Origin of the sequence: Niveispirillum sp. BGYR6 (genome assembly GCF_027568365.1) — a bacterium.
Lineage (GTDB): Bacteria > Pseudomonadota > Alphaproteobacteria > Azospirillales > Azospirillaceae > Niveispirillum.
Window position 1 is genome coordinate 86,240 of sequence record NZ_JANLNL010000003.1, and the last position, 26,313, is coordinate 112,552.

A 26,313-nucleotide genomic window follows, 5' to 3' on the forward strand; every position below is an offset into this window, starting at 1 on the left:
CACAAAATCCGGTGTAAGCGAGGCGCCCAACGGTCGCAAGCGGCAATCTGCGCCGCTTTCAAAAAAGCCGAGGGCGCTAAGCCGAAGGTCAGGGGGGAGGAGGTGGGTGAACGCGTTCATCCGGCCCCCCCATGCGAACGGGGTACGCCGATCCGCCGTATCTCCCAACGCAAGTCTATGCCGCTCTGCGTTTTCACGCGGCGGCGTACCTCCTCGCCCAAGGACTCGATATCCTCAGCCGTGGCATCGCCCAGATTGATCAGGAAATTGCAGTGTTTTTCGCTGATCTGTGCCCCGCCGATGGTCAAACCCCGGCAACCAGCGGCATCGATCAACTGCCAGGCCTTGTGCCCTTCAGGATTGGCGAAGGTGGAACCACCGGTGCGGGCGCGCACCGGCTGGCTGTCGGCGCGGGTCCGCTGGATCGCCTCAATCCGCGCCTGGATGGCGTCCTTGTCATCGGGCCGGCCGCGCAGGGCGGCGGCGGTGAAGATGACATCGTCCGGAACGCCGCAATGGCGGTAGGTCAGGTGCAGTTCATCGCGCGTCCAGCGCCGGATATGGCCCTTGCCGTCAACCCCTTCGGCCCAGTCGATCACATCCACCAGTTCCCCGCCATAGGCGCCACCATTCATGCGGATGGCCCCGCCGATGGTGCCGGGAATGCCGGAGAGGAATTCCAGCCCCGTCAGCCCGGCCTGCTGGGCCGTCAGCGCCACGTTCAAATCCAGCGCGCCAGCGCCGGCAATGATCATTTCGCCTTCGACATGAATTTCGGCAAAGGCGCCGCCCAGGCGGATCACCACACCCGGCACCCCGCCATCGCGGACCAGCAGGTTCGACGCCACACCGATCACCGTCACCGGCACATCGGCGGGGCAGCGGGCACGGAAATAGGCCAGATCATCCCGGTCGGCCGGACGGAACAGCAGCTCGGCATTGCCGCCGACGCGGAACCAGGTGGTCGGCCCCAGCGGCGCGTCGGCCACCAGCCGGCCGCGCAGGTCGGGGGCCTGTTCCTTGATCCGGTCGAGCAGCGGGGAGGCGGCCATCAGTCGGCACCCCCGATGGCAAACAGCTTGTCCAGCTCAGCCGGCAGGGCATTGGCCCATTGGGTGATGGTGCCCGCACCCAAGCACACCACCATGTCACCGGGCTTGGCGATGTCCTTTACCAGGGCGGGCAGGGCATCCGGGCCGGTGAGCGCGCGCACGTCGCGGTGGCCGCGCACGCGCAGCCCCTCTACCAAATCATCGCGGGAGGCGCCGGCAATCGGCTGTTCACCGGCGGCATAGACATCCGCCACCAGCACGGTGTCGGCATCGTTGAAGCAGGTGCAGAAATCGCCGAACAGGCTTTGCAGGCGGCTATAGCGGTGCGGCTGCACCACGGCGATGGTGCGGCCGGTGCCGGCCATGCGGGCCGCCTTCAGCACGGCGGAGATTTCCACCGGGTGATGGCCGTAATCATCGATCACGGCGATGCCATTGCTTTCCCCGGTCTTGGTGAAGCGGCGCTTCACCCCGCTGAATTTGGCGAAGGACTGGCGGATCGCCTCGTCGCTGATGCCCAGATTGATGGCCACCGCAATGGCGGCCAGGGAGTTCTGGACGTTATGCAGGCCATACATCGGCAGATGGATGCCGGTGATGGTGCGCGCCTCCCCCCGTGATTCCCCCCGCGCGCGGTCGCTGACCGCCACGTCATAGGCGCAGCCGCTGGTATCGGTCACCACATTGATGGCGCGCACATCGGCCTGGGGCGAGAAGCCATAGGTGACGACGCGGCGGTCCACCCGGCCCAGCATGGCCTGGACCTCCGGATGATCGATGCACAGCGCCGCGAAACCGTAGAAGGGGATATTCTCGACAAACCGGTCGAACGCCTTCCGCTCCTCCTCGAACGTGCCGTAATGGTCCAGATGCTCCGGGTCCATATTGGTGACGATGCCGATGGTGGAGGGCAGCTTGGTGAAGGTGCCGTCGCTTTCATCGGCTTCCACCACCATCCAGTCACCGCTGCCCAGTTTGGCGTTGGTGCCCAGCGAATTGATGATGCCGCCATTGATGATGGTCGGGTCCATCGCCCCGCCTTCCAGCAAGGCCGCCACCATGCTGGTGGTGGTGGTCTTGCCATGGGTGCCGGCCACGGCGATGGACCATTTCAGCCGCATCAGCTCCGCCAGCATTTCCGCCCGACGTACCACCGGGATCATGCCGGCGCGGGCGGCCACCACCTCCGGATTGTCCTTCTTCACAGCGGAAGAGATGACCAGCACCGCTGCGGTGCCGAGGTTTTCCGCCCGGTGGCCGATCTCCACCTTGATGCCCAGCTTGCGCAGCCGCTGCACATTATAGTTATCGGACATGTCGCTGCCCTGGACCGCATAGCCCAGATTGTGCAGCACCTCGGCGATGCCGGACATGCCGATACCGCCAATGCCGACAAAATGCAGGGTTCCGATGTTCAGCGGCAGGGCCCGCATGGCTTAAACTCCAAACAGAAAATCAAGAAGGCCGGGTTTACGGCGTGGCGTGGGGGCAGTTTCGGCTTCGTAATGATGACTTGTGGCCTTTTCACGGCCCTGTCGTGCCAGATGGGGCCGCGTCGTCGGCCCATTGCCCAGCAGCAGGGGGAAGGCGGTTTCCAGGTCGCTGAGGCTGGGCGGGGGGACAGATTGCCTCATGCTGCGCGCTCCCTGGCCAGACCCAGCACGGCATCGGCCAGCTTCTCCGCCGCTTCCGGGATGGCCCAGCCAGCGGCGGCCGTGGCGGCGCGCGTCAGTTGGGCCGGGTCGGCCAGCAGGGCGGTCAGCTTGTCGGCCAGCACGGCGGGTAAAAATTCCGTCTGCGGAACGACCCAGGCACCGCCAACCGATTCAACCGATCTGGCGTTGGCGGTCTGGTGATCATCCATGGCATATTGATAGGGCACCAGGATGGAGGGACGGCCCACCACCGTCAGTTCGGCAACCGTTCCGGCACCGGAACGGGCTACCATCAGGTGGCAGCCGGCCAGCCGGTGCGGCATATCCTTGAAGAAGGTGGCCAGCTCGCACTCAATGCCCATCTCATAATAGGCTTTGCGCGCGACCTCGATATTTTCCGGGCGGGCCTGCTGCACGATCTTCAGCCGGTAACGCAAATCTTCCGGCAGCATTTCGACGGCGCGGGGTACCACTTCGCCGAAAATGCTGGCCCCCTGGCTGCCGCCGGTGATCAGCAGATTGACCGGCCCGCCCGGTACGGGGGCCGGATAGGGGGCGTCGCGCAGGGCCAGGATATCGGGCCGTACCGGGTTGCCGGTGCGGATGATGCGCCTGCCATCGGCGGGGCCCAGCCCCTTCACCTCGGGGAAGCTGGTGCAGATGCGGGCGGCCTTGCCGATCAGCAGCCGGTTGGCCCGGCCCAGCACGGCATTCTGTTCATGCAGCAGGGTGGGAATGCCGGTGGATTGCGCGGCGAACACGGTGGGGACGGACGGATAGCCGCCGAACCCGACCACGACGGCCGGGTTCAGGCGGCGCAGCAGGCTGCGCGCCTGCGCGGTGCCCAGCACCAGATCGACGGCCATGCGGGCCTTGCCCAGCAGGCCGGCGGCCCCGTTCGACGCGCGGATACGTTCCACCCGTACATCCGGCAGGCTGTCGCCAAACGCCTTGCCGCGCGGATCGGTCACCAGAACAGGCAGATGGCCGCGCGCCATCAGGGCGCGGGCCAGCGCTTCCGCCGGGAACATATGGCCGCCGGTGCCACCGGCGGCGAGGATGATGGGGCGGGCGCTCACAGGCCTTCTCCCGGTGACAGGCGTTTGCGGGTCAGGGCCAGCAGCATCCCGGTGCCGATCCCCAGCGCGATCAGGGAGGAACCGCCATAGGAGATGAAGGGCAGGGTCATGCCCTTGGTCGGCATCAGATGCAGGGCGGAACCCATATTGATCAATGCCTGCAGGCCGAACTGCATGGCCAGCCCGGTGGCGGCCAGCATGACAAACAGGCTCTGATCATTGGCGGCGCGGTTGAAGCTGCGGATCACCACGATGGCGAACAGCACGATGATCAGGGCGCAGACCACCAGCCCCAATTCCTCCCCGGCGACGGAGAAGATGAAGTCAGCATGGGCATCGGGGATGGCCATCTTCACCCGGCCCTGACCGGGGCCGGTGCCCCAGATGCCGCCATTGGCAAAGGCTTCCATGGATTTTTCGACCTGATAATTCTCACCCGTTGCCGGGTTCAGGAAGCCATCGATGCGCTTTTGTACGTGTGGGAACAGGAAATAGGCGCTGACCAGACCGCCCATGCCCAGCACCACCATGCTGGCCACCAGCACAATCGGCAGACCGGCCAGGAAGAACTGGCCGAAGAAAATGGAGGTGATGACGAAGGTCTGCCCCAGATCAGGCTGGCTCATCAGCAGCAGCACGATCATGGCATAGAGGGCGCAGTTCACCTGGATGCCGGGAAAATGGCCCCCCGTCGGCCCCGGCGTGCGGTGGAGCGAAAACATCCAGGCGGAGATAACGGCGAAGGCCGGCTTCAGGAATTCCGACGGCTGCACCGACGACAGGCCGGGCACATGGATCCAGCGCGTGGCGCCCTTGATCTCCTCCCCGATGAACAGGGTCAGCACCACACCGACAACGGCCCCCCCGAACAGCACCACGGCCAGCCGTCGCACCCCGCGCGGGGTGAGCAGGGAGACACCGACCATGATGGCCAGCGAGGGCAGCAGCATGATCAGGTGGCGTTCGATGAAGTGGAAGGTGGTCAGCCCGATGCGGTTGGCCACCGCCGGGCTGGCCGCCTGGATCAGCACCACACCGATCACGGCAATGGCGATGATGATGGCCAGCGTCCAGCGGTCCACCGTCCACCACCAGCGGCCCAGAACCGAATGATCGGTGCGGGAGAAGGAGAGCATGGGCTCAATCCCCCTGCCGGGCTGTGGCCAGGGATTGTGCCGCCGCCGTGAAGGCGTCGCCCCGCACCTCAAAATTCGGATATTGGTCAAAACTGGCGCAGGCTGGCGACAGCAGCACCACAGGCGATGCCTCCCCATCGGCCTTGGCGGCGGCAAAGGCGGCTTCCACCGCCTTTTCCATCACGCCGCAGCGCGTGTGCGGCACCTTGTGGTCGGCCAGCCAGCCGGCAAAGGCCTCCGTCGCCTCCCCGATCAGGAAGGCATGGCGGACATTGCCCACCAGTTCTTCCAGACCGGCAAGGCCGGTATCCTTGGGCTTGCCGCCCAAAATCCAATAGATCGGCTGATAGCAGACCAGGGCCTTGGCCGCCGCGTCAGCATTGGTGGCCTTGCTGTCATTGATGAAGCGGACGCCATCAATCACCGCCACCTGCTGCTGCCGGTGGGCCAGACCGGGGAAGGTGCGCAAGCCATCCAGAATGTCGGAATGGGTCAGCCCGCCGGCCCGTGCCAGGGCATAGGCGGCCAGCACATTCTGCCAATTATGCAGGCCCGGCAGGGTGGTCAGCCTTGTCAGATCGGTGAAGGGATGGGGCGTGCCTTCGGTGGCATCGACCAGCACGCCATTTTCCACCCCGATGCCGCCCGGCGGCACACCATGAACAGAAATACGGATCACCCGCCCGTCAAATTCCCCGTCCAGCGCATCGGCCATCTGGCGGCAAGGCTCATCATCCACGCCGATCACGGCCACCTGCGGCCTGCCATCGCCCTTCTGGAAGATGCGCTTCTTGGCGGCGATATAGCCGTCCATCCCGCCATGCCGGTCCAGATGGTCGGGCGTGATGTTCAGCAGCACGGCGGCATCAAAGCCGAGCGAGGGCGTCAGTTCCAGTTGATAGCTGGACATTTCCAGCACATAGACGCCGTTCTTGCCCAGCCGGTCGATGCTGAGCGCCGGAATGCCGATATTGCCGCCGATCAGGGTGGGCCGGTTGGCCCCGGCGAAAATATGGCCGGTCAGCGCGGTGGTGGTGGATTTGCCATTGGTGCCGGTGATGCCGACATAGAAGGGCGCCGGCACGGCGCGGGCCAGCAATTCGATATCGCTGACCAGCGGGATGCCCGTCGCCTTGGCGCGGGCAGCCACCTTGTTGGGCTCAGGGAAGCTGTGCGGTATGCCGGGCGACAGCACCAGCAGTTCCACCCCGGCCAGATCGGCGCTGTTGAGGTCGGTCAGGGCAATGCCCTCCGCCTGGGCTGCCTGCTGCCCGGCGGCCCCATCATCCCAGGCCAGCACCTCGGCCCCGGCATCCAGGGCGGCGCGCGCGGCGGTAAGGCCCGAGCGCGCCAGACCCATCACCGCGATTTTACGCCCCTTCAGGATGCCGAGATCAATCATGATGCCCCCTTGATTACCGTAGTTTGAGGGTGGACAGGCCGATCAGCGCCAGGATGACGGCGATGATCCAGAACCGGATGACGACGGTGGGCTCCGACCAGCCCTTCTTTTCGAAATGGTGATGGATCGGCGCCATGCGGAAGACTCGTTTGCCGGTCAGCTTGAAGCTGGCCACCTGGATCATCACCGACAGCGTCTCCAGCACGAACAGGCCGCCAATGATGGCCAGCACCAGTTCATGCTTGGTGATGACGGAGATGGCACCCAGCGCTCCGCCGACGGACAGCGACCCCGTATCGCCCATGAACACCATGGCCGGCGGGGCGTTGAACCAGAGAAAGCCCAATCCGGCCCCCACCAGCGCGCCGCAGAAGACCGCCAGCTCACCCGTACCCGGCACATGGATGATGCCCAGATAGTTGGAGAAGATGGCATTGCCCGACAGATAGGCGATCAGCCCGAAACAGGCGGCGGCGATCATGATCGGCACGGTGGCCAGCCCGTCCAGCCCATCCGTCAGATTGACGGCGTGCGACGAACCGATGATGACGACCACCGCAAACGGCACATAGAACCAGCCGAGATGGATCAGCAGATCCTTGAAGAAGGGCAGGGCCAGACCGCTGCCCAGCTCCCACGGCGTGACCGCGAGATACCAGCCGGTGGCCAGCAGGGCGACGACGAAGGTGGCCACCAGTTTCAGCTTGGAAGACAGGCCCTTGGTATTGCGCTTGGTCAGCTTCAGATAATCATCACCAAACCCGACCAGCCCGAACCCGACCGTCACCAGCAGCACGATCCAGGTATAGGTATTGGTCAGATCCACCCAGAGCAGGGTGGAAATGATGACGGCGATCATGATCATCAGGCCGCCCATGGTGGGCGTGCCCTTCTTCTTCAGATGCGTTTCCGGCCCGTCGGTGCGGATGGGCTGGCCTTCCCCCTGCTTGGATTTCAGCCAGCGGATGACGCGCGGGCCGATGACGAAGCTGATGATCAGCGCGGTCATGATGGCCCCGCCCGTCCGGAAGGTCAGATACCGGAACAGGTTGAAAATCTGGAACTGATCCGCCAGGGGGTAAAGCAGATTATACAGCATTCTTGTCTCTCGGTTCCCCGCCATTCAGCGTGGCGGCTGTCCCCTGCGGGTCGAATTTGTCAATTTTATTGGCCATGGCCTTCACGGCATCCACGACAGTGGCCATACGGCTGCCGGCAGAGCCCTTCACCATCACCACATCACCGGGGCGCAATGCGGCCGCCAGCAGCGGGGCCAGGGCGGCACTGTCCGCCGCATGGGCCCCGCGCATGGCGGCCGGCACGGCGTCAAACAGGTGCCGCATGTTGGGACCGCAGCAGTACAACAGGTCGCAATGCCCAGCCACCAGGGCGGGGGCGACACTGACATGCAGCTCCGGCGATTGTTCGCCCAGCTCCCGCATGTCGCCCAGCACGGCGATGCGGCGGCCACCGGCACCCGGCGGCACCTGCCCCAGCACCCCGGCGGCGGCCTTCACCGATACCGGGCTGGCATTATAGCTTTCATCAATCAGGGTCAGCGTACCACCGGGCACGGTAATGGCGCTGCGCTGGCCGCGCCCCTTGATGGGGGAAAGGTTGGCCAGCGAGGCGGCGGCGATGGCGACATCGCCGCCGGCCGCCTTCACGGCCAGCAGTACGGCCAGGCTGTTGATGGCATGGTGCCGGCCCGGCAGCGGGATGGTGTAGGTGACATCCACCCCATCAATGTGGGCCTGCACATGGCTGCTGTCGGGCAGCAGGTCCAGCGTCAGCAGACGGCCATCGGCGGCGGCATCTGCCCCGAAGGACAGGATATGCAGGCCCTGGGTGCGGGCGGCGGCCAGCAGGCGGCTGTAATGCGGATTGTCCCGCGGCAACACGGCGGTGCCGCCTGGCCCCATACCTTCAAAAATCTCCGCCTTGGCGTCGGCAATCGCCTCCACCGAAGGGAAGAATTCGATATGGACGGCCTCTACGGTGGTGATGATGGCCACGTCCGGGCGCACCATGCGCGACAGGGGGCCAATCTCCCCGGCATGGTTCATGCCCAGTTCGAACACGCCAAACCGGCTGTCGGCGGGGAAGCGGGAGAGCGACAGCGGCACGCCCCAATGATTGTTCAGGCTGCCCACGGTGGCGAAGGTCTTGCCCTGGCTTTCCAGGGCAACCTTCAGCGCTTCCTTGGTGCCGGTCTTGCCGACGGAGCCGGTGACGGCGATCACCTTGGCACTGGCGTTCAGCCGGCCCATGCGGCCCAGATCCTCCAGCGCCGCCATGGTGTCTTCCACCTTCACCAGACGGGGATCGCCCTCCAGCCCGGCCGGAATGTCGGCGACGATGGCCCCGGCCGCCCCTTTCTCCAGGGATTGGGCGACGAAGGCATGGCCGTCGAAGTTCGGCCCCTTCAGCGGGATGAACAGGTCACCCGCCGCCACGGTGCGGCTGTCGATGGAAACACCGGTGGCCGCCCAGGCAGCGGTGCCGGCCCGCCGGCCATTGCAGGCCGCCGCCACATCATCCGCCGTCCACAGGACTTCAGCCATTTCCCACCCCACTTCCAACACCAGCCGGGATGCCCATCCCGGCCCCCCGTCACATCAAACTCAAAGCGCCGCGACGGCCGCCCGTGCCACCGTCGCATCATCAAAGGGACGCACCTCGTTGCCGATGATCTGTCCCTGTTCATGCCCCTTGCCGGCCAGCACCAGCACATCGCCGGGGCCCAGTTCGCCCACCGCCAGGGCAATGGCCTTGGCGCGGTCATCCACCTCCGTCGCGCCGGGACAGCCGGCCATCACCTCCGCCCGGATCGTGGCCGGCACCTCGCTGCGCGGGTTGTCGTCGGTCACGATCACCCGGTCGGCCAGTTCGGCGGCGATGCGGCCCATCATCGGGCGCTTGCCCTTGTCGCGGTCCCCACCGCAGCCGAACACCACCGACAGCCGGCCATGCGTATGCGGCCGTACCGAGCGCAGCACCGTTTCCAGCCCATCCGGCGTGTGGGCATAGTCCACATAGACCGCCGCGCCATTGGGCAGGGTTGCCACCATCTCAAGCCGGCCCCGCACGCCCGTCAGGTTGACAAGGCAATCCGCCGCCCGTTCCGGCTCCGTACCGGTTCCGATCACCAGCCCCAGGGCACAGAGCGCGTTCCAGACCTGGAAGCGGCCGACCAGCGGCAGTTCCAGCGTGCGGCGCTTGCCGAACAACTCCAGTTCCAGCCGCTGGCCATGGGGCAGGGGGGTGGCGTCGATGACGCGCAGTTCCTTGCCCGCCGTGCCGAAGCCGATGATGGTCTGCTTGCGGGCATGGGCCACGCTGGCAATCTGTTCAAATTCCGGGATATCGGCATTGATCACCGCCGTGGCGCCCTTGGGCATCACCCGGTCGAACAAAGCCAGCTTGGCGGCCAGATAGGCCGCCATCGTGCCGTGATAATCCAGATGATCACGGGTCAGGTTGGTGAAGCCGGCCGCCTCCACCACCACCCCATCCAGGCGGAACTGGTCCAGCCCGTGCGACGATGCCTCCATCGCCAGATGGGTAACACCGCCACGCGCCACATCGGCCAGCGTGGCGTGCAGGGCCACCGGGTCCGGCGTGGTCAGGCTGGGGGTTTCCGGGAAGCCATCGGCCACCAGCCCCAGCGTGCCCATGGCCCCGGCCTTGTGCCCCAGTGCCTGCCAGAGCTGGCGGGTGAACTGGGCCGTGCTGGTCTTGCCATTGGTGCCGGTGACGGCGGCAATATGGGCCGGCTGCTCGCCATGGAAGGCGGCGGCCAGCAGGGCCAGCCGCCGGCGCGGGTTGGTATCCTCGATCAGGACCACATCGCCCGCACCCTCGGGCAGGCTTGTCCCCTTGGGCGCCAGGATGGCGACGGCACCGGATGCGATGGCCTGCGGGATGAAGTCCCGCCCATCACGCACAGTGCCCGGCAACGCGGCGAACAGCGTTCCGGGCACCACCTTGCGGCTATCCGCCGTCAGGCCGGTGATGGGTGGGTCGCGTTCCAGCGCCAGGGCCGATACCGCGATTTCCGTGCGCGACGCCATGATGTCCGACAGCCTCTTTGTCATTCCTCATCCCCCGCCGCCGGGCTGGTGACCGGCAGGGAGGCCAGTTGCGCCCCCGGTGCCGCCGGCCGGACCGGCCGCACCGCCAATGCATTGATGATCTGCGGGGAATTATTGTCCTGCGGCTTCACCCCCAGCAGCGGGCCGATCTGGGCCACGATGGAGTTGATGGCCGGTGCTGCCACCCAGCCGGCGGTGGCGTAACCATAGGTCTTCTTGGTGCCCTTGGGCTCATCCACCATGACATAGACGACATAGCGCGGGTCATTGATGGGGAAGGCCGCCACCATGGAGGAGACGCGGGCAGCGCGGACATAGCCGCGGCCCTTCACCTTTTCCGCCGTGCCGGTCTTGCCGCCGACGACATAGCCCGGCGTATCCGCCTTGGTGGCCGTGCCTTCGGTCACCACCAGCCGCATCAGCTTGCGCATGGTTTCGGAGGTTTTTTCCGAAACGATGCGGGTGCTGGGCACGGCAGCCATGCTTTCCGGCTTCAGCAGGGTGGCCGGGTGCATGACGCCGCCATTGACCACGCCGGACACGGCGCTTACCAGATGCACCGGGCTGACCGACATGCCATGGCCAAACGCGATGGTCATCATGTTCACTTCGCGCCAGGGGTTGGGCACCATCGGCCAGCCCCGTTCCGGCACTTCCAGGTGAACGGGCTTCAGGAAGCCCAGCTTGGTCATGAATTCCTTTTGCGCCGTCGGCCCCACCTCCATCGCCATCTTTACAGAGCCGATATTGGAGGAGTGCTTGAACACATCGGCCACATCCATCCACTTATTTTCCGGATGGAAGTCGCTGATGGTGAAGCGGCCGATACGGATCGGGCGCGTGGCATCGAACATGTCGTTCATATGCACACGGCCGGATTCCAGGGCCAGCGCCGTGTTGAAGATCTTGAAGGTGGAGCCCATTTCATACACGCCCAGCGTGTTGCGGTTGAAACGGGGGTCGGTATCCTGTTCCTCCGTCGGCGGGGGCGGGGAATGCGGGTCGAAATCGGGCACGCTGACCATGCCCAGCACTTCACCGGTGCGGACATCCATCACCATGCCGGCCGCACCGATGGCGCTGAATTCTTCCATCGTGTTCAGCAGCTCGCGGCGCAGCACATGCTGCAGGCGCACATCGATGGACAAGCGCAGCGGCTCTTCACTTTCCTTCAGGCGGGTATCGAAAGACTGTTCGATCCCCATCAGGCCGTTATTGTCGATGCCGCTGAACCCCACCACATGGGCGGCCAGGGGGCCCTGCGGATAGACGCGCCGTTCTTCCCGCTGGAAATCAATGCCGGGGATGCCCAGGCGGAAAATATCCTGCTGCTGGCGTGGGGTCAGATTGCGCTTCACCCAGATGAAGCGCTTGTCGGACTTCAGCTCCTGCGTCAACTGCGCGACATTGATATCCGGCAGCACAGTGGCGATCTGTTCGGCCGCCTCTTGCGCATCCAGGATCAGCTTGGGGTCGGCGAACAGCGACGCCGTGTGCAGGGAGGTGGCCAGCAGCACCCCGTTGCGATCCACAATGTCGGCCCGTGTGCCGGTGCCGTGGCGCGCGGCGGTCTTGGCCACGGCGCCCTTGCCCTCACCCCGGCCGAAATCCACCGTGGCGCCCACCAGCTTGGCACCCACGGCGCCGAAGCCCAGGCTGAACACGGCCATCAGCACCATCAGACGGGCGCGCCCCTGCTCCAGCGCGCTCTGCGCCGGGCTGTGCAGCCGCACGCGCGGCTCCGCCCGACCATTGCCGGCACGGTCGGTGCCGGCCAGGTCGAAACCGGTGAGGCTGAAGGGCGCATCGGTCATCGGGCGACTCCATAATTCACCATCATCACCGGGGTATCCGGCCGGGGCGTGACGGCGGGTTCATGGGACGGGGCGGGGCTAGGCGCCGGCCTGGGCGCCCCCGGCTTGCGGCCGGGGATGGGCGTCAGGCGCAGGGGGGCCGCATCGGGCTGGCGGTCGGGAATGTCAGTCAGCACGGCGATCTGCTGGGCGCTGGTGGGGGCCAGCACCAGATGTTCGCGCGCCATCCGTTCCAGCGTCGCCGGGTCGTTCAGGGAGGCCCATTCGGCCTTCAATACCTGAATGGCTTCGCGTTCCGCCTGAATGGTGCGGTTGATACGCGCCAGCTCCCGCTCCTGTTCCTGCGCCTTGTAGCTGGTTTGATACAGGATGCCGGAGGCAGCACAGATGGTGCCGATCCAAATGATGGTGGACTTGCCGATCATGCGGATTCTCCCGTCGACCAGGCGGGGGCCTGGGTGCGGATAGCAGTGCGCAACCGGGCGGACCGGGCGCGCGGATTGGCGGCCTGCTCTGCCGCGCCGGGGCCGGTCCCCGATTTGGACAGCAGGCGGAATGTGGGGGCCGGCGGGGTGGCCACCGGTCCCGGTACATGGCGCGACGGGCCGGGCAGATTGCCCGAGCGTTGGCGCATGAATTCCTTCACCACCCGGTCTTCCAGCGAATGGAAGGTGACGACGCAGAGCCGCCCGCCGGGGGCCAGCAGCCGCTCGGCGGCGGCCAGGGCACGCTCCAGCTCCCCCAGCTCGTCATTCACATGGATGCGCAGGCCCTGGAAGCTGCGGGTGGCCGGGTCGATCCCGTCCTTGGATTTCGGCACGCAGGAACGGATCACATCGGCCAGATCGGCCGTGCGGGTGAACGGCTCGATGGCCCGGCGGGCCACGATGGCGCGGGCCACGCGGCGGGACAGCCGCTCTTCCCCATAATGATAGAGGATATTGGCCAGATCATCCTCTTCGGTGCTGTTCACCACATCGGCGGCGGTGGGGCCATCGGCCCCCATGCGCATGTCCAGCGGGCCATCGAAGCGGAAGCTGAAACCGCGTTCCGGCGTGTCGATCTGGGGGGAGGAGACGCCGATATCCAGCACAATGGCATCCACCTGCGCCACGCCCCGGGCGGCCAGCAGATCGGCCATATCGCCGAACCGGCCTTCCAGCACCTTCAGGCGGCCGGCATAGGCGGCTTCCAGCGGGCGGGCGCGTTCCAATGCTGCGGGGTCGCGGTCAATGCCCCAGACGGTGCAGGCGGCACTGTCCAGCAGGGCGCGGCTGTACCCGCCAGCCCCGAACGTGCCGTCCACCAGCACCTCGCCAGCGCGCGGGGCCATTTCATGCAGCACTTCGGCCAGCAGAACGGGGATATGGACCGGGCTTGCCGTCATCATGCCCCCTTTGCCAGGGCGGTCGCCTTGGCCACGATGGTGGAGAGCGAGATGGAATGGGCGCGGGCCAGTTCCGCCATCTCCCGCTCGTGATCCTCGTGCCGGACCGGATCCCAGATCTGGAAGGTCTTGCGGCGGCCGACAAAGACGATGTTTTCGGTGATGCCGGCATAATCCAGCAATTTGGCGGGCAGAATGATGCGCCCCTCGGTATCGGTGCTGATTTCGACGATGCGGCCGAACACGGTGGTTTCGATCAGTTCGCGCTGTTCTTCCGGCATGTTCGGATCATCCAGCGCTTCAGAGAGGGTTGTCAGATAGGAACGCGGGGCCACATCCAGGGCTGGCGCCTTCAGGGAGGGGAAAATCACCATATCGACGCTGGTTGCCGGCGGAAGCGGGCCACCATACAGGGTCGTGCGAAAGGAAGCGGGGATCGAAACCCGCCCTTTCTTGTCGACCTTGTTGGTATGTGTTGACAGGAACATTCCTATCACGCCCCACTTATGGCGCCGTCGGCGCCGGTCCCATCATCCGCACTCCACCACGGGCTTCTTGCCGCCTGTGCCGGGTGCCGCGAAACGGGCCGGGTTGGGCGGGAATGGACCAGTGATCCCTTTGTTTGGGTTTTCTTGGGATAGCATGGGAGGAATTGGGCGGTCAATGGCTGCCCAATAGAATCCGCGTTTTCTGAAGAATTATCCTTCAGGATAGGGTGGGTTGTGGATAATTTTATGCATTCTTTGTTCGCTTAGTTAATTTGGAATGTTATCGAGGGTCATTATTTAATTTGTATTTTAATTTTTACCTGAACCTATTGACTCTTACCCCGAAAGTTTAGGGTATGATTATTTGATTTTGGTCTGCTTTTATTTATTTTTTCTGCCAGGCGTCCAGAGGGGCGAACGAGGTTCAAACGATTTTTGAGAAAAAAGTAGATTTAAATTCGAAATTTAACGTAGGTGTGGCGCCGGAAAACCCTATATCTAGTGTGCGGGCTAAGGCCGGTTCAATAGATATAGTGGTTAAGGGGTGCCCAGCGAATCATGCTGCAGTGCAGAAGCAAAGTTGTGCATTTCTGGCTGAATCGAGCAGGTGCAGCAAGGGTGCTGCACACCCAATATTCACGTCCCGTTAACATAATTAAAGTGCCAGACGGCCTGTAAGCCGGGTTCTGTCCACCGAACCATATCCCACCTGTGGATGGTATTCGGGGGATGGTCATTCCTCTGGGACGCCCGTTGCCGGACGCCTCGCGCAACCCACCCGGACAGCGACGCGGAAGTGCGCCTGGGCGGTTGCCCGCCCCTGCCGTCCCTATTCGGTTTTGCTCCCGGTGGGGTTTACCATGCCGCCCCTGTCGCCAGGGGCGCGGTGCGCTCTTACCGCACCCTTTCACCCTTACCGGAACCTTGGAATCTCAAGGATTCCAACGCGCCGGCGGTCTGCTCTCTGTGGCACTTTCCCTGGGGTCACCCCCGCCGGACGTTATCCGGCACCGTACTTCCGTGGAGCCCGGACTTTCCTCCCCCGTGCGGGTTTCCCCATTGCACGGGAGCGACCATCCAGCCGTCTGGCCTGGGGCTTTTAGGCGTCCGGGCCGGGGAATGCAAGATCGGCTTCGGCGGAAAGCCGCACCAGGGCGCGCAAGGCAGCCACGCTTTGCCGATCCGCGCCCCGGCCCAGGCTTTCCGGTGCCCAATGGCGCTGGAAGGCGGTCAGCACGCTTCCAAGGCCATTTTCGCCCGTCTTTTCCCATGAAATCCCACCAGACTCCGATGGTGGGGGATTTTCCCATGAAATCCCATCCGGGGACCGGCTGAACGGGGTTTCATAGCCCAGATGGGTCAAAAGCCGCCCCACCTCCCCCGGTTCTGCCGGGCGCTGATCGGCCGGCAGCGGGTCCGGCCAGGCGCCGATGCCAGCCATGGCCAGGGCCAGCCAGTCGAACTTCTCCCCTGGATCCTGCTTACGGTCGGGGGCGACATCGGAATGGCCCAGCACGCGCAGCGGCGAAATGGGGTGCCGTCCCATGATATCCCGGCAGAGCGCGATCAGCGCTTCCATCTGGGCGCGCGGGAAGGGACGATAGCCCCATTCATGGCCGGGATTGACCAGCTCAATCCCGATGGAGCGGCTGTTGATGTCGCGCTCCCCGCGCCAGAATGATTTGCCGGCGTGCCAGGCCCGGCGTTCCTCATCCACCAGCTTCCAGATCGTCCCATCCTCTCCCACCAGATAATGGGCGCTGACTTGGGAAGCGGGATCGCAGAGCCGCGCCAGGGCGGACTGCCCATCCGGCATCCCGGTATAATGCAGCAGCAGCATATCCGGCGGCCCGCCGACGCGCGGGCCGTGGTTGGGGCTGGGATGATTGATCAGGGGCAGGGACATGGGGCTGTGCGGTCTTTTCCCGGAAGAAGGACGGTGACACTATCTCATTGAAACCAGGGAGAAAGAAACATGCTCGACCACATTGGCTTTCCGGTGGCTGATTTGGAAAAATCCATGGCCTTTTATGATCAGGTGTTACCCGCCATCGGGGCCAGCCGCCTGGCCCTGGTCACGGCGGAAATGACGGGGGCCGACGCCCATGCCGGTTATGGCACCGACCATCCGTCCTTTTGGATCAGCAGCGGCCAGCCGATGCGGGGCTGCCTGCATGTCGCCTTCAGCGCGGCCAGCAGGGCGCAGGTGGACGCATTCTACCGTGTGGCGCTGGCGGCGGGTGCGCGTGACAATGGCCCGCCGGGCATTCGTGCGCATTACCATCCCCATTATTATGGGGCTTTTGTGTTGGACCCGGACGGCCATAACATCGAAGCGGTGTGTCATCGTCCGGAATCGTAAGCAGCGTTAAACCGTGGTTCGACCAAACATGAAGCGTGGCCGGCGGATGATGATGATGCCGATGCCGGCCACCACCAGCAGCCCTCCGGCGATCAGGCTCCAATGCAGCGGCTCGCCCAGCCAGATCACACCCGACCCGACGCCAAAGACCGGCACCAGCATCAGGAACGGCATGGTCTGGTTGACCTCATATTGCTTCACCAGCGGCTGCCAGAACATATAGGCGACGATGGTGGACATCAGCGCCATATAGGCAAGGCAGGCCCAGGTCTGCCCGCTGGCCTGCATGATCTGCTGTAGCTGGTCCCGTTCGGCGATCAGGCTGAGCAAGGCCAGCTGTGGGGCGGCGAACAGGGCCATATAGGCGTTGAGCTGCAAGGGCTCGATCGCCCCCATCCATTTCAGCTGGATGGAGGAGAAGGCGAAGGCCAGGGCCGCCCCGGCGATCAGCAGCATATGAAGCAGGTCGCCCTGGCCCTGGCTCTGCCCGGCGATCACCGCCACCCCACCGAAGGAAGTGGCCATGCCCAACGCCCGGCGCCAGCCCAGCTTGTCCTTAAAGAAGATCGCCGCCAGCAGGCTGGCGAACGGCACCTGCAACTGAATGATCAGGCTGGCGATGGAGGCGGTAACGCCAGTCAGCCCGCTCAGCATCAAGGGAAAATGCACGCCCCCCAGGCTGATCGAATAGAACAGCAATGCCCGCATCTGTGACCGGGGCGGCGGCTTGACAAAGGGTACCAGCACCAGCGCCACCAGGGAGAAGCGCACCGCCATCAGCAGCAGCGGCTGTATCTCCTGCACCGCCTGCCGCGACACGGCGAAATTGGTGCCCCAGATGGCCATGACGGCCAGGGCCATCAACATATGGATGGGTTTCATCAAACGGTTCCGGTCGGCGGGCCGCCAGCCGGAAAGGGCTGGACGCAAGCTGCTGTTTGTTTTTCATCCATAACCGATCCGCCCGCCCCTGTGGCGTGCGCTTTGCGCAGGTCGGGCCGGGCGGCCGGCAAATGGTGGGGGCGGCAAACGGTCTGCAAGGATCGCCCCGGTGGTCGCCATGCCGACGGCTCATCCAGCATTTGCCACAGGCGGGGAGGCCGTGGGCCAGGATATGATCCGGTGACGTCTTCGACCCGATGGGAATTGTGCCATGGCCGAACTGGATGCCTATGAGCTTTATATGCTGTCGCTGGTCAACCGGGCGCGGCTGGACCCGGTGGGCACGGCGGCCGCCTTTGGCATTGATCTGAACCAGGGTCTGCCCGCCGGCACCATCAGCGCCACGCCCAAGCCGGTGCTGGCCCCCAACAGCCTGCTGGAACAGGCGGCCGACGCCCATAGCGCCTGGATGCTGGACAGCGATATTTTCAGCCATACCGGCGTGAATAACAGCAATCCCGGCCAACGCATTGCCGCCACCGGCTATAGCGCCCGTGCCTGGGGGGAGAATATTGCCTGGCAAGGCACCACCGGGCCGCTATCGGCCCGTGACCTGCAATCCTATATCGAAGCCCAGCATCGCGGCCTGTTCCTCAGCGCCGGGCACCGCACCAATATCCTGGCGGATAATTTCGTGGAGCTGGGGATCGGGCAAAGGGTGGGGGAGTTCACCGGCTATAACGCTTCCATGATCACCCAGAATTTCGGCACATCCGGCAGCGCCCGCTTTCTCACCGGTATCGTGTTTCAGGATCGGGATGGTGATGGCTATTACGATCCCGGTGAAGGGATCGGCGGGGTGGATATCCAGGTTGACGGGCAGGTGGTGGGCCGCACCACGGCGGCGGGCGGCTATGCCGTCACCATGAGTAACGGCACCCATGCGGTCAGCTTCAGCGGCGGCGGCCAGACCGGCAGCGTGGCCTTGCCCGTGACCATGGCCGGGCAGAATGTCGGGCTGGATGTGAAGGCCGCCAGCTTTGTCACCAGCCAGTTCCAAAGCTGGAATGCCAGCCTGAACAAATGGCTGGCGGTGACGCCGGAGAAATATGCCGGCCCCGTCGCCGGGCTGGAATGGCAGTTCCTGGGCAGTGCCGCTGGCGAAGTGGTGTCGGCCAGCGACGGCGCAGATTTCCTTAATCTCGGTGGCGGCAATGATGCCGCCAATGGCGGGGCCGGCAATGATGTGATCGATGGTGGCACCGGCTCCAACTTCCTGACCGGCGGGGCCGGCAGCGATATCTTCTTCGCCGATGGGCGGGGCGGCCAGACCAGCTGGTCCACCATCACCGATTTCAGCAAGGGGGAGCAGCTCAGCCTGTGGGGCTGGCAGAAAGGTCTGTCGAAACTGAGCTGGGCCGCCAATGACGGGGCAGAGGGGAGCAAGGGGGCGACCCTTCATGCCGATCTGGATGGCAATGGCAGCATCGATGTCAGCGTCACCTTTACCGGGCTGGCCATCGGCACCCTTGGCACGGTGGAGGAACGCGACGGGCTGCTATGGATCGTCGGGTAAACCCATCCTCCTTGCTGGAAAAGCAACCCAGGCCCGCTAACCCTGGTGGCTTTCCAATCGCTTATCCCTGTGTATAGTGCGGCGAACCTTTTGAATTGGGATGTCGACCTGGCCTTGGGCGCTGCGCGCGTTCAGTGCCGGAACGGCGTCCCATAAGCCGTATCTGGCGGTTCCCAGCCCGGCCGCCCTTGGGAGATCAGGTTCATGTCCTACGCCGACCGTTTCCGCGAAGCCCTTACCTTCGATGACGTCCTGCTGGTGCCCGCCGAAAGCTCGGTGATGCCGGCGGAGGTTGATACCCGCACCAAGCTGACGGGCAAGATCGAACTGGGCATCCCGCTGCTGTCGGCGGCCATGGATACGGTGACGGAATCGGCGCTCGCCATCGCCATGGCCCAGGCCGGCGGTATCGGTGTCATCCACCGTAACATGGATATCGAACGTCAGGCCGACGAAGTGCGCGCCGTGAAGCGGTTTGAAAGCGGCATGGTGGTGAACCCCATCACCATCCGCCCAGATGCCACGCTCGCCGACGCACTGGCGCTGATGGCCCGCCACCGCATCTCCGGCATTCCGGTGACGGCGGAAACCGGTAAGCTGGTCGGCATCCTGACCAACCGCGATGTGCGGTTCGCCAACAATCCCAACCAGCCGGTTTCCGAGCTGATGACCCATGAGGGGTTGATCACCGTCAAGCCCGGTGTTGGCAAGGATGAGGCCAAGCGCCTGCTGCACAGCCACCGCATCGAAAAGCTGCTGGTGGTGGATGATGCCTTCCGCTGTATCGGCCTGATCACCGTCAAGGATATCGAAAAGGCCCAGTTGCACCCCAACGCCGCCAAGGATGCTGATGGCCGCCTGCGCGCCGCCGCCGCCACCGGCACCGGCCCGGACGGGCTGGCCCGCGCAGAGGCTTTGTTCGACGCCGGGGTTGACGTGCTGGTGATCGACACCGCGCACGGCCATTCCCGCAAGGTGGCCGATCAGGTGCGCGCCGCGCGTGCCTTGCGCAACTATACCCAGATCATCGCCGGCAACGTCGCCACGGCTGACGCCGCCCTGGCGCTGATTGATGCTGGTGCCGATGCCATCAAGGTCGGTATCGGCCCCGGTTCCATCTGCACTACCCGCATCGTGGCCGGCGTGGGCGTGCCGCAATTGACCGCCGTGCTGGATGTGGTGGAAGCCTGCAACAAGCATGGCGTTCCCGTCATCGCCGATGGCGGCATCAAATATTCCGGCGATCTGGCCAAGGCCATTGCCGCCGGTGCCTCCTGCGCCATGATGGGCGGCCTGTTCGCCGGCACCGATGAAAGCCCCGGTGAGGTGATCCTGTTCCAGGGCCGTTCCTACAAGGGCTATCGCGGCATGGGCTCCGTTGGCGCCATGGCCCGTGGTTCGGCTGACCGTTATTTCCAGGCCGAAGTATCCAACACGCTGAAGCTGGTGCCGGAGGGTGTGGAAGGCCGCGTGCCCTATAAGGGTCCGATCTCCTCGGTGATCCACCAGTTGATCGGCGGCCTGCGCGCCTCCATGGGCTATACCGGCTGCGCCACCATCGCCGAGATGCGGACCAAGCCGCAATTCGTGCGCATCACCAACGCGGGCCTGCGCGAAAGCCATGTCCACGACATCACCATCACCAACGAAGCGCCGAACTACCGTCAGGGGTGAGGCGTTTGACCGGTGGCGGGTTGCAATCACGCCGTCAACATGATGATCTTGAACGCGCCCGTCCTGCGATGGGCGCGTTCTGTTTTTCCGTGGTAGCCCATGTTCCATCAGATCGACAGCCCGCAAAATCCGCAGTTCAAGGCCTGGGCCGGGCTGTTGGAAAGCCGTGGCATCCGCAAGCAGGGCCAGTTCCTGCTGGCAGGCCTGAAGACCGTGCCGGAGGCGCTGACCCGCTGGCCGGACCTGTTCAGCCGTATCCTGATCCGCCATCCGGAATGGATCGCTGATTGGCCGCTGCCCGAGAATGTGCAGCCGGTGGTGCTGGCCGGTCCGTTGTTCCGGGAACTGGATGTGTCCGGCACCGATTACCCGATCCTGGTGGGGCAGGTGCCCGAGATGCCGGCGGCGGACCTGAGCCTGCCACCGGAAGGGCTGGAACTGGTCTGTGCCCTGGGCGATCCGGCCAATCTGGGGGCGCTGCTGCGCTCCGCCGCCGCCTTTGGGGCGACCCGGGTGATCCTGCTGGAGGAATCGGCCCATCCGTTCCACCCGAAATGCCTGCGTGCCGCCAGCAATGGCGTGTTCAGCCTGACACTCGCCCGTGGGGGACGCTGGGCGGATTTGGCCCAGGCAGCCGGCCCGCTGCTGGCGCTGGATGCCGGGGGGGAAGATCTGGTGACATATCCCTGGCCCCAGAATGCGCGGCTGGTGCTGGGGGAGGAAGGGCAGGGGGTGCCGGCGGACCTGCCGGCCACGCGCCTGACCATCGGCACCACCGGGGCGGTGGAATCGCTGAATGCCACCGTGGCGGCCAGCATCGCGCTGTTCACCTATCATGCCGGCGGATAAGGCCCCGCCGGCGGACCTGCCGGCCCCTGATCTGGCCGCCGTGGCCGAAGACCTGCAGGCCAGCCTGTCGGCGCTGTCCAGCGTGGGGGCCGCCGGCCTGCCCGACCTGCTGGCCCGCATCGATGCGCTGAAGGCCAAGGTGGATGCGCTGGAACGCCGCATCCGGGAAGAGATGGAAGGGGCAGACGGACAGGGCTGAACCCCGTACCATTGGCCCCTATCCCTTTGTGCGGATCGACAATCCATAACTGACACCCGACCTTAAGATGTCGTTCATCATCATGGCCTATAGGCTTGAAGGGTCGCTTTCAGCAGCGGGTGGAGAGGGCGATGGGCGCCAAGTTGAAGAGGTTGGATCTGGAAGAGCTGCGGCACGATATCGTGCTGAAGGCTGATGAGCTGCAGGCCGAAGCCGCGCGGCTGGAGCCTTCCCAACCCGATGATGCCGCCATGCTGCGGCGTATTGCCGACCGGCTGATGGTCTATATGCACGAATATCTGCAGGCTTGAGGCGGCTTAGCCCACATCCTCACCCCAGCGGCGCACCAGACCGCTATCCAGGTCGAACAGGTCCAGCACCCGGCCCAGCGTGTGGTCCACCATGTCTTCCAGGCTCTGCGGCTTGGCGTAAAAGGCGGGGACGGGGGGATAGATGATGGCCCCCATCTCGGTCGCCTGGGCCATGTTGCGGAGATGGCCCAGATGCAGCGGCGTTTCCCGCAGCATCAATACCAGCCGCCGCCGCTCCTTCAGCACCACATCGGCGGCCCGGGTCAACAGGGTGCTGGTCACGCCACCGGAAATCTCCGCCAGGGTACGCACCGAACAGGGTGCCACCACCATGCCCAGGGTGCGGAAACTGCCCGATGAAATGGCCGCCCCGATATCGGCCGGCGAATAGGCGACATCGGCCAGGGCCCGCACCTCTGCCGCCTTCAGCCCTGTCTCATGCGCAAGGGTCACCTCGGCAGACCTGCTCATAACGAGGTGGGTTTCGACGCCGATGCGGCGTAAAATCTCCAGCAGGCGGATGCCGTAAATCACCCCGGAAGCGCCGCTGATCCCGACGACAAGCCGGGGCCGGCCGCTCTTTTGCGGATTGTGGATAAGACCGGGCGAACCGGTCGCGTCGTGGGATGAATGGGCCATGGGAGGTGATGTAGCGCTGACACCGTGCTTCGTCCAGCGCGGCATTTCATCCCTTTAAAAGTCACCACCCCTAACCCTTATTTACGATGGCCAAGTTGCGATTTCGTGTCAGGATGAAGTCCGGCGCCCGCGCAACAGGTGCCCGATGAAGAAAGCACGAGAGGAAGCCCCCTTTGCCGGGGCATCCCCGACAGGAGCCAAAAGAGCAGGTAAAGCAGGCAGTCCAACTTATCCATCAGCCACTTTAGGAGGGACTTGATGTTGTTTCCCGAGCGCGTGGAATCGCTTCGCATGAAACATGAAAGCCTGGATCGAGAGGTGCGGATGGAAAGCCGCCGGCCCCTGCCGGACAGTACCGTGCTGAAAATGCTGAAACTGGAGAAATTGCGGGTGAAGGAGGAGATGGAACGCCTGGGCCGCGCCTGAGCGCTGGGCCCTTGCCCGCCTTGAACATGGATGGCGGCCGGATGATCCGGCCGCCATTTTATTTTACACCGTTGGTCAAGTTCTTGACCAACGGCACGGCGGCGACTGCCGCCGCGCGGCACGTGCCGCGTAGCCAAGCCGCCGGATGGCGGCGCCCGGCGACTGAGGGCGAACGCACACACCAAGAGCCATGCGTCACGCCCCTTGGGATCAGTCAGGCACCAGATCAAACGCGATGGTGATCCGGGGTGTTTCATCCTGGAAGGGCACGGTGCCGTGCCACATGAAACTGGGGAACAGCACCAGCCGCCCCGGCCTTGGCTGTACCGCGTGCAGGGCGGGCAAGCTGATCTCTGGCCCCAGATTGGGTACGCCGAAGGTCAGCCAGCCTTCCTGTCCGGCCTTGTCGGCCGCTCGCGGTACTTGCAGATAGAAGACCCCGCTGATCCAGCCTTCCGGGTGGATATGGTGGGTGTGAAAGCCGCCATCGCGTAGGCGCGATGACCAGGAACCGGCAAAGCGCACACCGCCCTTTCGCCGCCCGAAATAGGGATGCGCGGGGTCCGCCGGCATGGCCGCCACATAGGCCTGCACCTGCGCCAAAATCATCTCCCGCAGCGCCACCAGGGGCGGATCATGGCGGAAGGCGAACAGGTTGGCGCTGGTCTGGGTGCCCCGGCGCAGGGTCAGGTGTATCGGCTCATTCACCGTATCATGCAGCCGGTCCAGCACCGTCAGCGCATCGGCCAGAAACTGCCCCCTATCGGCCCAGCCGTCGGGGGTGGGCAGGTCGAAAACCCCGACGCAGCGATCAATGGCCGCCCGCTCCGCCAGGGCCGTGGGGTCGGCCAGCCGGTCCAATGTGGCCAGCAGGGCAATGGCATATTGATCATAAGGGTCCAGGGCCAGGCTGCTTCGGGCGGCCTCCCGCGCGGCAGCCACCTCCCCCTGCCGGGTCAGCGCCACGGCCAGATCGTTCCAGAGCGGCTTGTCCTGCGGCAAGCGGGCGGTCAAGGCGCGCAGGATCGGCGTCGCCTCTGCAAGATGCCCGGCGCGCAGCAGCAAATCCGCCCGCCGCCGCTGCAGGGCCGGATCGTCCGGGGCCAACGTCACGGCCCTGGCGCTGTTGGCCAGCGCCTCCTCCCCCCGGCCGAATTCCGCCTGGATGCCGGCGGCAATATCCAGGGCGGTTGGATGATCTGGCCATTGCCGCAGCATCTGGTCGACCGCCTGGAACAGCTCCGCCGTGCGGCCCAGGGTCCAGAGCCGGCGGGCAAGGTTGCGATGGGCATCGCGGTCAAAGACGTCGCGGCGCAGCACCTCGCGCAGCGCGCCGATGCTTTCCTCATATTGGCCCAGGTCGCTCAGCACATTGGCGAGATTGAGCCAGGGTTCTTTCTGGGCCGAGGCCAGGGCGACGGCGCGGCGGCAGATGGGTTCGGCCTCCGGGTAACGGTGCTGGCCACGCAGGGTGAGGGCGAGGTTGTTCAGCGCGATGATATTATCCGGGGCCAGGGCCAGCACCTGCCGGTTTGCCACCTCCGCCGCTGCCAGCCGATCCTGTCCGAACAGGATCAAGGCCAGCAGTTGCAGGCTGGGCAGATGCTGGCTGCCCCGCGACAGGCTGGCCTGCACGGCCTTTTCGGCCTCCGCCAGCTTTCCCAGGGCGTGGAGTGACTTGGCGCGGTGATAAAGATAATCCTGGTTGCCCGGTGCCAGCGCCAGGGCCGCATCGTAACAGGCAAGCGCATCGGCCGCCCGTCCTTCCGCCAGATGCAGATTGCCCAGATTGCTCAACACATTGGGCTGGCGGCGGTTGATCTTCAGCGACTTTTCCATGAAGTCGCGCGCCGCCGCCATCTGCCCGGCCTGCTTGGCCAGCAGACCCAGCAATTGCAATGCGTCGGCATTGCGCGGGTCCAGGGCCAACACCTGCCGATAGGTCTGTTCCGCCAGCGCCGCCTGCCCCTGGCGCTGGGCCGTCAGCCCTGCCTGCAGCAAAGCGGGAATGGCACCGGCGGGCGGAGGGGCGGGACGGCGAAACATGGGGGTGCCAATTCAAAGTGGAAATGTCGTTATGGTAACGTTCAGCCGCGCCGGGTCAAGCCGGCGTGGCGGCGGGTGGTGCCCCCTGTGCGCGGCGCCACTGTCAGCGACCGGTGCTTGATCCATCTTGCTGGCGGATCACGGACTTTCAGCCACAGGATATATGGAAAAGATGACCCGCCGCGCCGCCCTTGCCGGGCTTGCCGCCGCCAGCATGGCGGCCAACCGCGCTGCCGCCCATCCGCCATCCGATCATTTTGATGGCAAACGCTTCTTCAACCCCGGTGTGGCGGAGCGGGAGAAGAGCCTGGGCGATCTCTGGCGCTGGATGCGGGAGCGACAGCCGCCCCCCTGGCCGGACTGGATTGAAAACCAGCCCTGGCCCAAGCCGGGGCCGGTGGCGCAGACGGCCCTTTCCGTCACCTTCATCGGCCATGCCTGCTTTCTGATCGGCATGGGCGGGCGCTGGTTCATCACCGATCCGGTCTATGCTGACCGTGCCAGCCCGGTGCCCTTTGCCGGGCCGAAACGGGTTCGCGCACCGGGCCTGTCCTTCGATGATCTGCCGGTGCTGGATGGCATCCTGGTCAGCCATAATCATTATGACCATCTGGACCGGGCGAGCTTGCGCGAATTGAACCGGCGCTTCCAGGCCCCGGTCGTGACCAGCCTGGGTAACCGCGCGCTGATCCAGGCCAGCGGGCCGCAGCAGGTGACGGAACTGGACTGGTGGCAGTCCCACCCTCTGGCGGGGGTGACGGTTACCTATGTCCCGGCGCAGCATTTTTCCGCCCGTGGCCCGTTTGACCGGAATGAGACGCTGTGGGGTGGCTTTGTGCTGCAGGCGGCTGGCCGCACGCTCTATTTCTGTGGCGACAGCGGCTATTGCCCGCATTTCAAGGAGATTGGGCAGCGCTTTCCCGGCATAGACCTCTCGCTGCTCCCCATCGGCGCCTATGAGCCGCGCTGGTTCATGCGCACCCAGCATGTGAACCCAGAAGAGGCGGTGCAGGCCCATCTGGATCTGGGCAGCCGCCGCAGCATCGGGATGCATTTCGGCACCTTCGCCGGCCTGACCGATGAAGGGATCGACGATCCCGTTATCGCCCTGGCTGCCGCCCGGCAGGCCAAGGGGCTGGATGAACAGGATTTCGGCGTGCTGGCGGTGGGGCAGACCCTGGTTCTGTGATCAGCAATGCCCGGATGGCGTATGGACGCCACCGGGCAAACGCGATAGGGCGG

Annotated in this window: 24 protein-coding genes and 1 other RNA gene; 8 read left to right on the forward strand and 17 right to left on the reverse strand. The window is 64.9% G+C overall.

The annotated features are described in order from the left end of the window. Positions 1-116: 116 nt before the first annotated feature. The 14 genes from murB to PCJ49_RS08635 all read right to left on the reverse strand — a co-directional run bounded on the left by murB (position 117) and on the right by PCJ49_RS08635 (position 16,013). Complete coding sequence (gene murB / locus PCJ49_RS08570; RefSeq protein WP_269910577.1) at positions 117-1,052, reverse strand: UDP-N-acetylmuramate dehydrogenase; 936 nt, start codon at positions 1,050-1,052, stop codon at positions 117-119. Beyond that, positions 1,052-2,485 (reverse strand): UDP-N-acetylmuramate--L-alanine ligase, encoded by a 1,434-nt coding sequence (murC, locus tag PCJ49_RS08575; protein ID WP_269910578.1) that lies wholly within the window; start codon positions 2,483-2,485, stop codon positions 1,052-1,054. The genes murB and murC overlap by 1 nt, the downstream gene beginning before the upstream one ends. A gap of 197 nt (positions 2,486-2,682) precedes the next feature. Continuing rightward, positions 2,683-3,786: an undecaprenyldiphospho-muramoylpentapeptide beta-N-acetylglucosaminyltransferase gene (gene murG, locus PCJ49_RS08580; RefSeq protein WP_269910579.1), complete on the reverse strand. Its 1,104-nt coding sequence runs from the start codon at positions 3,784-3,786 to the stop codon at positions 2,683-2,685. Beyond that, positions 3,783-4,922, reverse strand: a complete 1,140-nt coding sequence (locus tag PCJ49_RS08585) for a putative peptidoglycan glycosyltransferase FtsW (protein WP_089286401.1) — start codon at positions 4,920-4,922, stop codon at positions 3,783-3,785. Before PCJ49_RS08585 ends, murG begins: the two co-directional genes overlap by 4 nt. Before the next feature lie 4 nt (positions 4,923-4,926). Next, positions 4,927-6,324: a UDP-N-acetylmuramoyl-L-alanine--D-glutamate ligase gene (gene murD / locus PCJ49_RS08590; protein WP_269910580.1), complete on the reverse strand. Its 1,398-nt coding sequence runs from the start codon at positions 6,322-6,324 to the stop codon at positions 4,927-4,929. A 13-nt stretch (positions 6,325-6,337) separates the two neighbouring features. Beyond that, a complete protein-coding gene (gene mraY, locus PCJ49_RS08595; protein ID WP_089286403.1) occupies positions 6,338-7,423 on the reverse strand; it encodes a phospho-N-acetylmuramoyl-pentapeptide-transferase in 1,086 nt (361 codons plus the stop codon). Further along, positions 7,413-8,888, reverse strand: a complete 1,476-nt coding sequence (locus PCJ49_RS08600; protein WP_269910581.1) for a UDP-N-acetylmuramoylalanyl-D-glutamyl-2,6-diaminopimelate--D-alanyl-D-alanine ligase — start codon at positions 8,886-8,888, stop codon at positions 7,413-7,415. The genes mraY and PCJ49_RS08600 overlap by 11 nt, the downstream gene beginning before the upstream one ends. A 60-nt stretch (positions 8,889-8,948) precedes the next feature. Next, positions 8,949-10,421, reverse strand: a complete 1,473-nt coding sequence (locus tag PCJ49_RS08605; RefSeq protein ID WP_269910582.1) for a UDP-N-acetylmuramoyl-L-alanyl-D-glutamate--2,6-diaminopimelate ligase — start codon at positions 10,419-10,421, stop codon at positions 8,949-8,951. Further along, positions 10,418-12,232, reverse strand: a complete 1,815-nt coding sequence (locus tag PCJ49_RS08610) for a penicillin-binding protein 2 (protein ID WP_269910583.1) — start codon at positions 12,230-12,232, stop codon at positions 10,418-10,420. The genes PCJ49_RS08605 and PCJ49_RS08610 overlap by 4 nt, the downstream gene beginning before the upstream one ends. Beyond that, entirely contained in the window at positions 12,229-12,657 is a 429-nt protein-coding gene (locus tag PCJ49_RS08615; RefSeq protein ID WP_269910584.1) for a septum formation initiator family protein, read from the reverse strand. Before PCJ49_RS08615 ends, PCJ49_RS08610 begins: the two co-directional genes overlap by 4 nt. Next, positions 12,654-13,619, reverse strand: coding sequence for a 16S rRNA (cytosine(1402)-N(4))-methyltransferase RsmH (gene rsmH / locus PCJ49_RS08620; RefSeq protein WP_269910876.1), 966 nt, complete (start codon positions 13,617-13,619; stop codon positions 12,654-12,656). Before rsmH ends, PCJ49_RS08615 begins: the two co-directional genes overlap by 4 nt. Further along, the gene (locus PCJ49_RS08625; RefSeq protein WP_244559355.1) at positions 13,619-14,107 is read right to left on the reverse strand and encodes an MraZ family transcriptional regulator; all 489 of its coding nucleotides are present in this window, start codon (positions 14,105-14,107) and stop codon (positions 13,619-13,621) included. Before PCJ49_RS08625 ends, rsmH begins: the two co-directional genes overlap by 1 nt. Before the next feature lie 659 nt (positions 14,108-14,766). Continuing rightward, positions 14,767-15,196, reverse strand: an RNA gene (rnpB, locus tag PCJ49_RS08630) — RNase P RNA component class A. 10 nt (positions 15,197-15,206) lie between these two features. After that, positions 15,207-16,013 (reverse strand): N-acetylmuramoyl-L-alanine amidase, encoded by an 807-nt coding sequence (locus PCJ49_RS08635; RefSeq protein ID WP_269910585.1) that lies wholly within the window; start codon positions 16,011-16,013, stop codon positions 15,207-15,209. 69 nt (positions 16,014-16,082) lie between these two features. On the opposite strand from PCJ49_RS08635, the gene PCJ49_RS08640 reads away from it, so the two are divergent. After that, positions 16,083-16,469, forward strand: a complete 387-nt coding sequence (locus PCJ49_RS08640) for a VOC family protein (protein ID WP_269910586.1) — start codon at positions 16,083-16,085, stop codon at positions 16,467-16,469. 6 nt (positions 16,470-16,475) lie between these two features. On the opposite strand, the gene PCJ49_RS08645 is transcribed toward PCJ49_RS08640, so the two are convergent. Further along, complete coding sequence (locus PCJ49_RS08645; RefSeq protein WP_269910587.1) at positions 16,476-17,351, reverse strand: EamA family transporter; 876 nt, start codon at positions 17,349-17,351, stop codon at positions 16,476-16,478. 271 nt (positions 17,352-17,622) lie between these two features. Here PCJ49_RS08645 and PCJ49_RS08650 point away from each other — a divergent pair, with 271 nt between their 5' ends. From PCJ49_RS08650 to PCJ49_RS08670, 5 genes are all read left to right on the forward strand, one after another. Beyond that, positions 17,623-18,927, forward strand: coding sequence for a CAP domain-containing protein (locus tag PCJ49_RS08650; protein WP_269910588.1), 1,305 nt, complete (start codon positions 17,623-17,625; stop codon positions 18,925-18,927). Positions 18,928-19,131: 204 nt separating this feature from the next. Beyond that, a complete protein-coding gene (gene guaB / locus PCJ49_RS08655; protein ID WP_269910589.1) occupies positions 19,132-20,601 on the forward strand; it encodes an IMP dehydrogenase in 1,470 nt (489 codons plus the stop codon). Positions 20,602-20,700: 99 nt separating this feature from the next. Next, the gene (locus tag PCJ49_RS08660; RefSeq protein WP_269910590.1) at positions 20,701-21,450 is read left to right on the forward strand and encodes an RNA methyltransferase; all 750 of its coding nucleotides are present in this window, start codon (positions 20,701-20,703) and stop codon (positions 21,448-21,450) included. After that, positions 21,437-21,649: a hypothetical protein gene (locus PCJ49_RS08665; protein WP_269910591.1), complete on the forward strand. Its 213-nt coding sequence runs from the start codon at positions 21,437-21,439 to the stop codon at positions 21,647-21,649. The genes PCJ49_RS08660 and PCJ49_RS08665 overlap by 14 nt, the downstream gene beginning before the upstream one ends. Before the next feature lie 131 nt (positions 21,650-21,780). Further along, positions 21,781-21,960, forward strand: coding sequence for a hypothetical protein (locus PCJ49_RS08670; protein WP_269910592.1), 180 nt, complete (start codon positions 21,781-21,783; stop codon positions 21,958-21,960). Between the two features lie 6 nt (positions 21,961-21,966). Here the strand turns inward: PCJ49_RS08670 and PCJ49_RS08675 are convergent, their stop codons facing one another. Continuing rightward, positions 21,967-22,599: a UbiX family flavin prenyltransferase gene (locus PCJ49_RS08675; RefSeq protein WP_269910593.1), complete on the reverse strand. Its 633-nt coding sequence runs from the start codon at positions 22,597-22,599 to the stop codon at positions 21,967-21,969. A gap of 291 nt (positions 22,600-22,890) precedes the next feature. Between PCJ49_RS08675 and PCJ49_RS08680 the strand changes: the two genes are divergently transcribed. Continuing rightward, positions 22,891-23,025 carry a YdcH family protein gene (locus tag PCJ49_RS08680; RefSeq protein WP_347710428.1) on the forward strand — a complete coding sequence of 45 codons (135 nt, stop codon included), beginning with the start codon at positions 22,891-22,893 and terminating at the stop codon, positions 23,023-23,025. A 210-nt stretch (positions 23,026-23,235) separates the two neighbouring features. On the opposite strand, the gene PCJ49_RS08685 is transcribed toward PCJ49_RS08680, so the two are convergent. Then, entirely contained in the window at positions 23,236-25,071 is a 1,836-nt protein-coding gene (locus PCJ49_RS08685) for a tetratricopeptide repeat protein (RefSeq protein WP_269910594.1), read from the reverse strand. 172 nt (positions 25,072-25,243) lie between these two features. On the opposite strand from PCJ49_RS08685, the gene PCJ49_RS08690 reads away from it, so the two are divergent. Beyond that, complete coding sequence (locus tag PCJ49_RS08690) at positions 25,244-26,260, forward strand: MBL fold metallo-hydrolase (RefSeq protein ID WP_269910595.1); 1,017 nt, start codon at positions 25,244-25,246, stop codon at positions 26,258-26,260. The last annotated feature ends 53 nt before the right edge of the window (positions 26,261-26,313 follow it).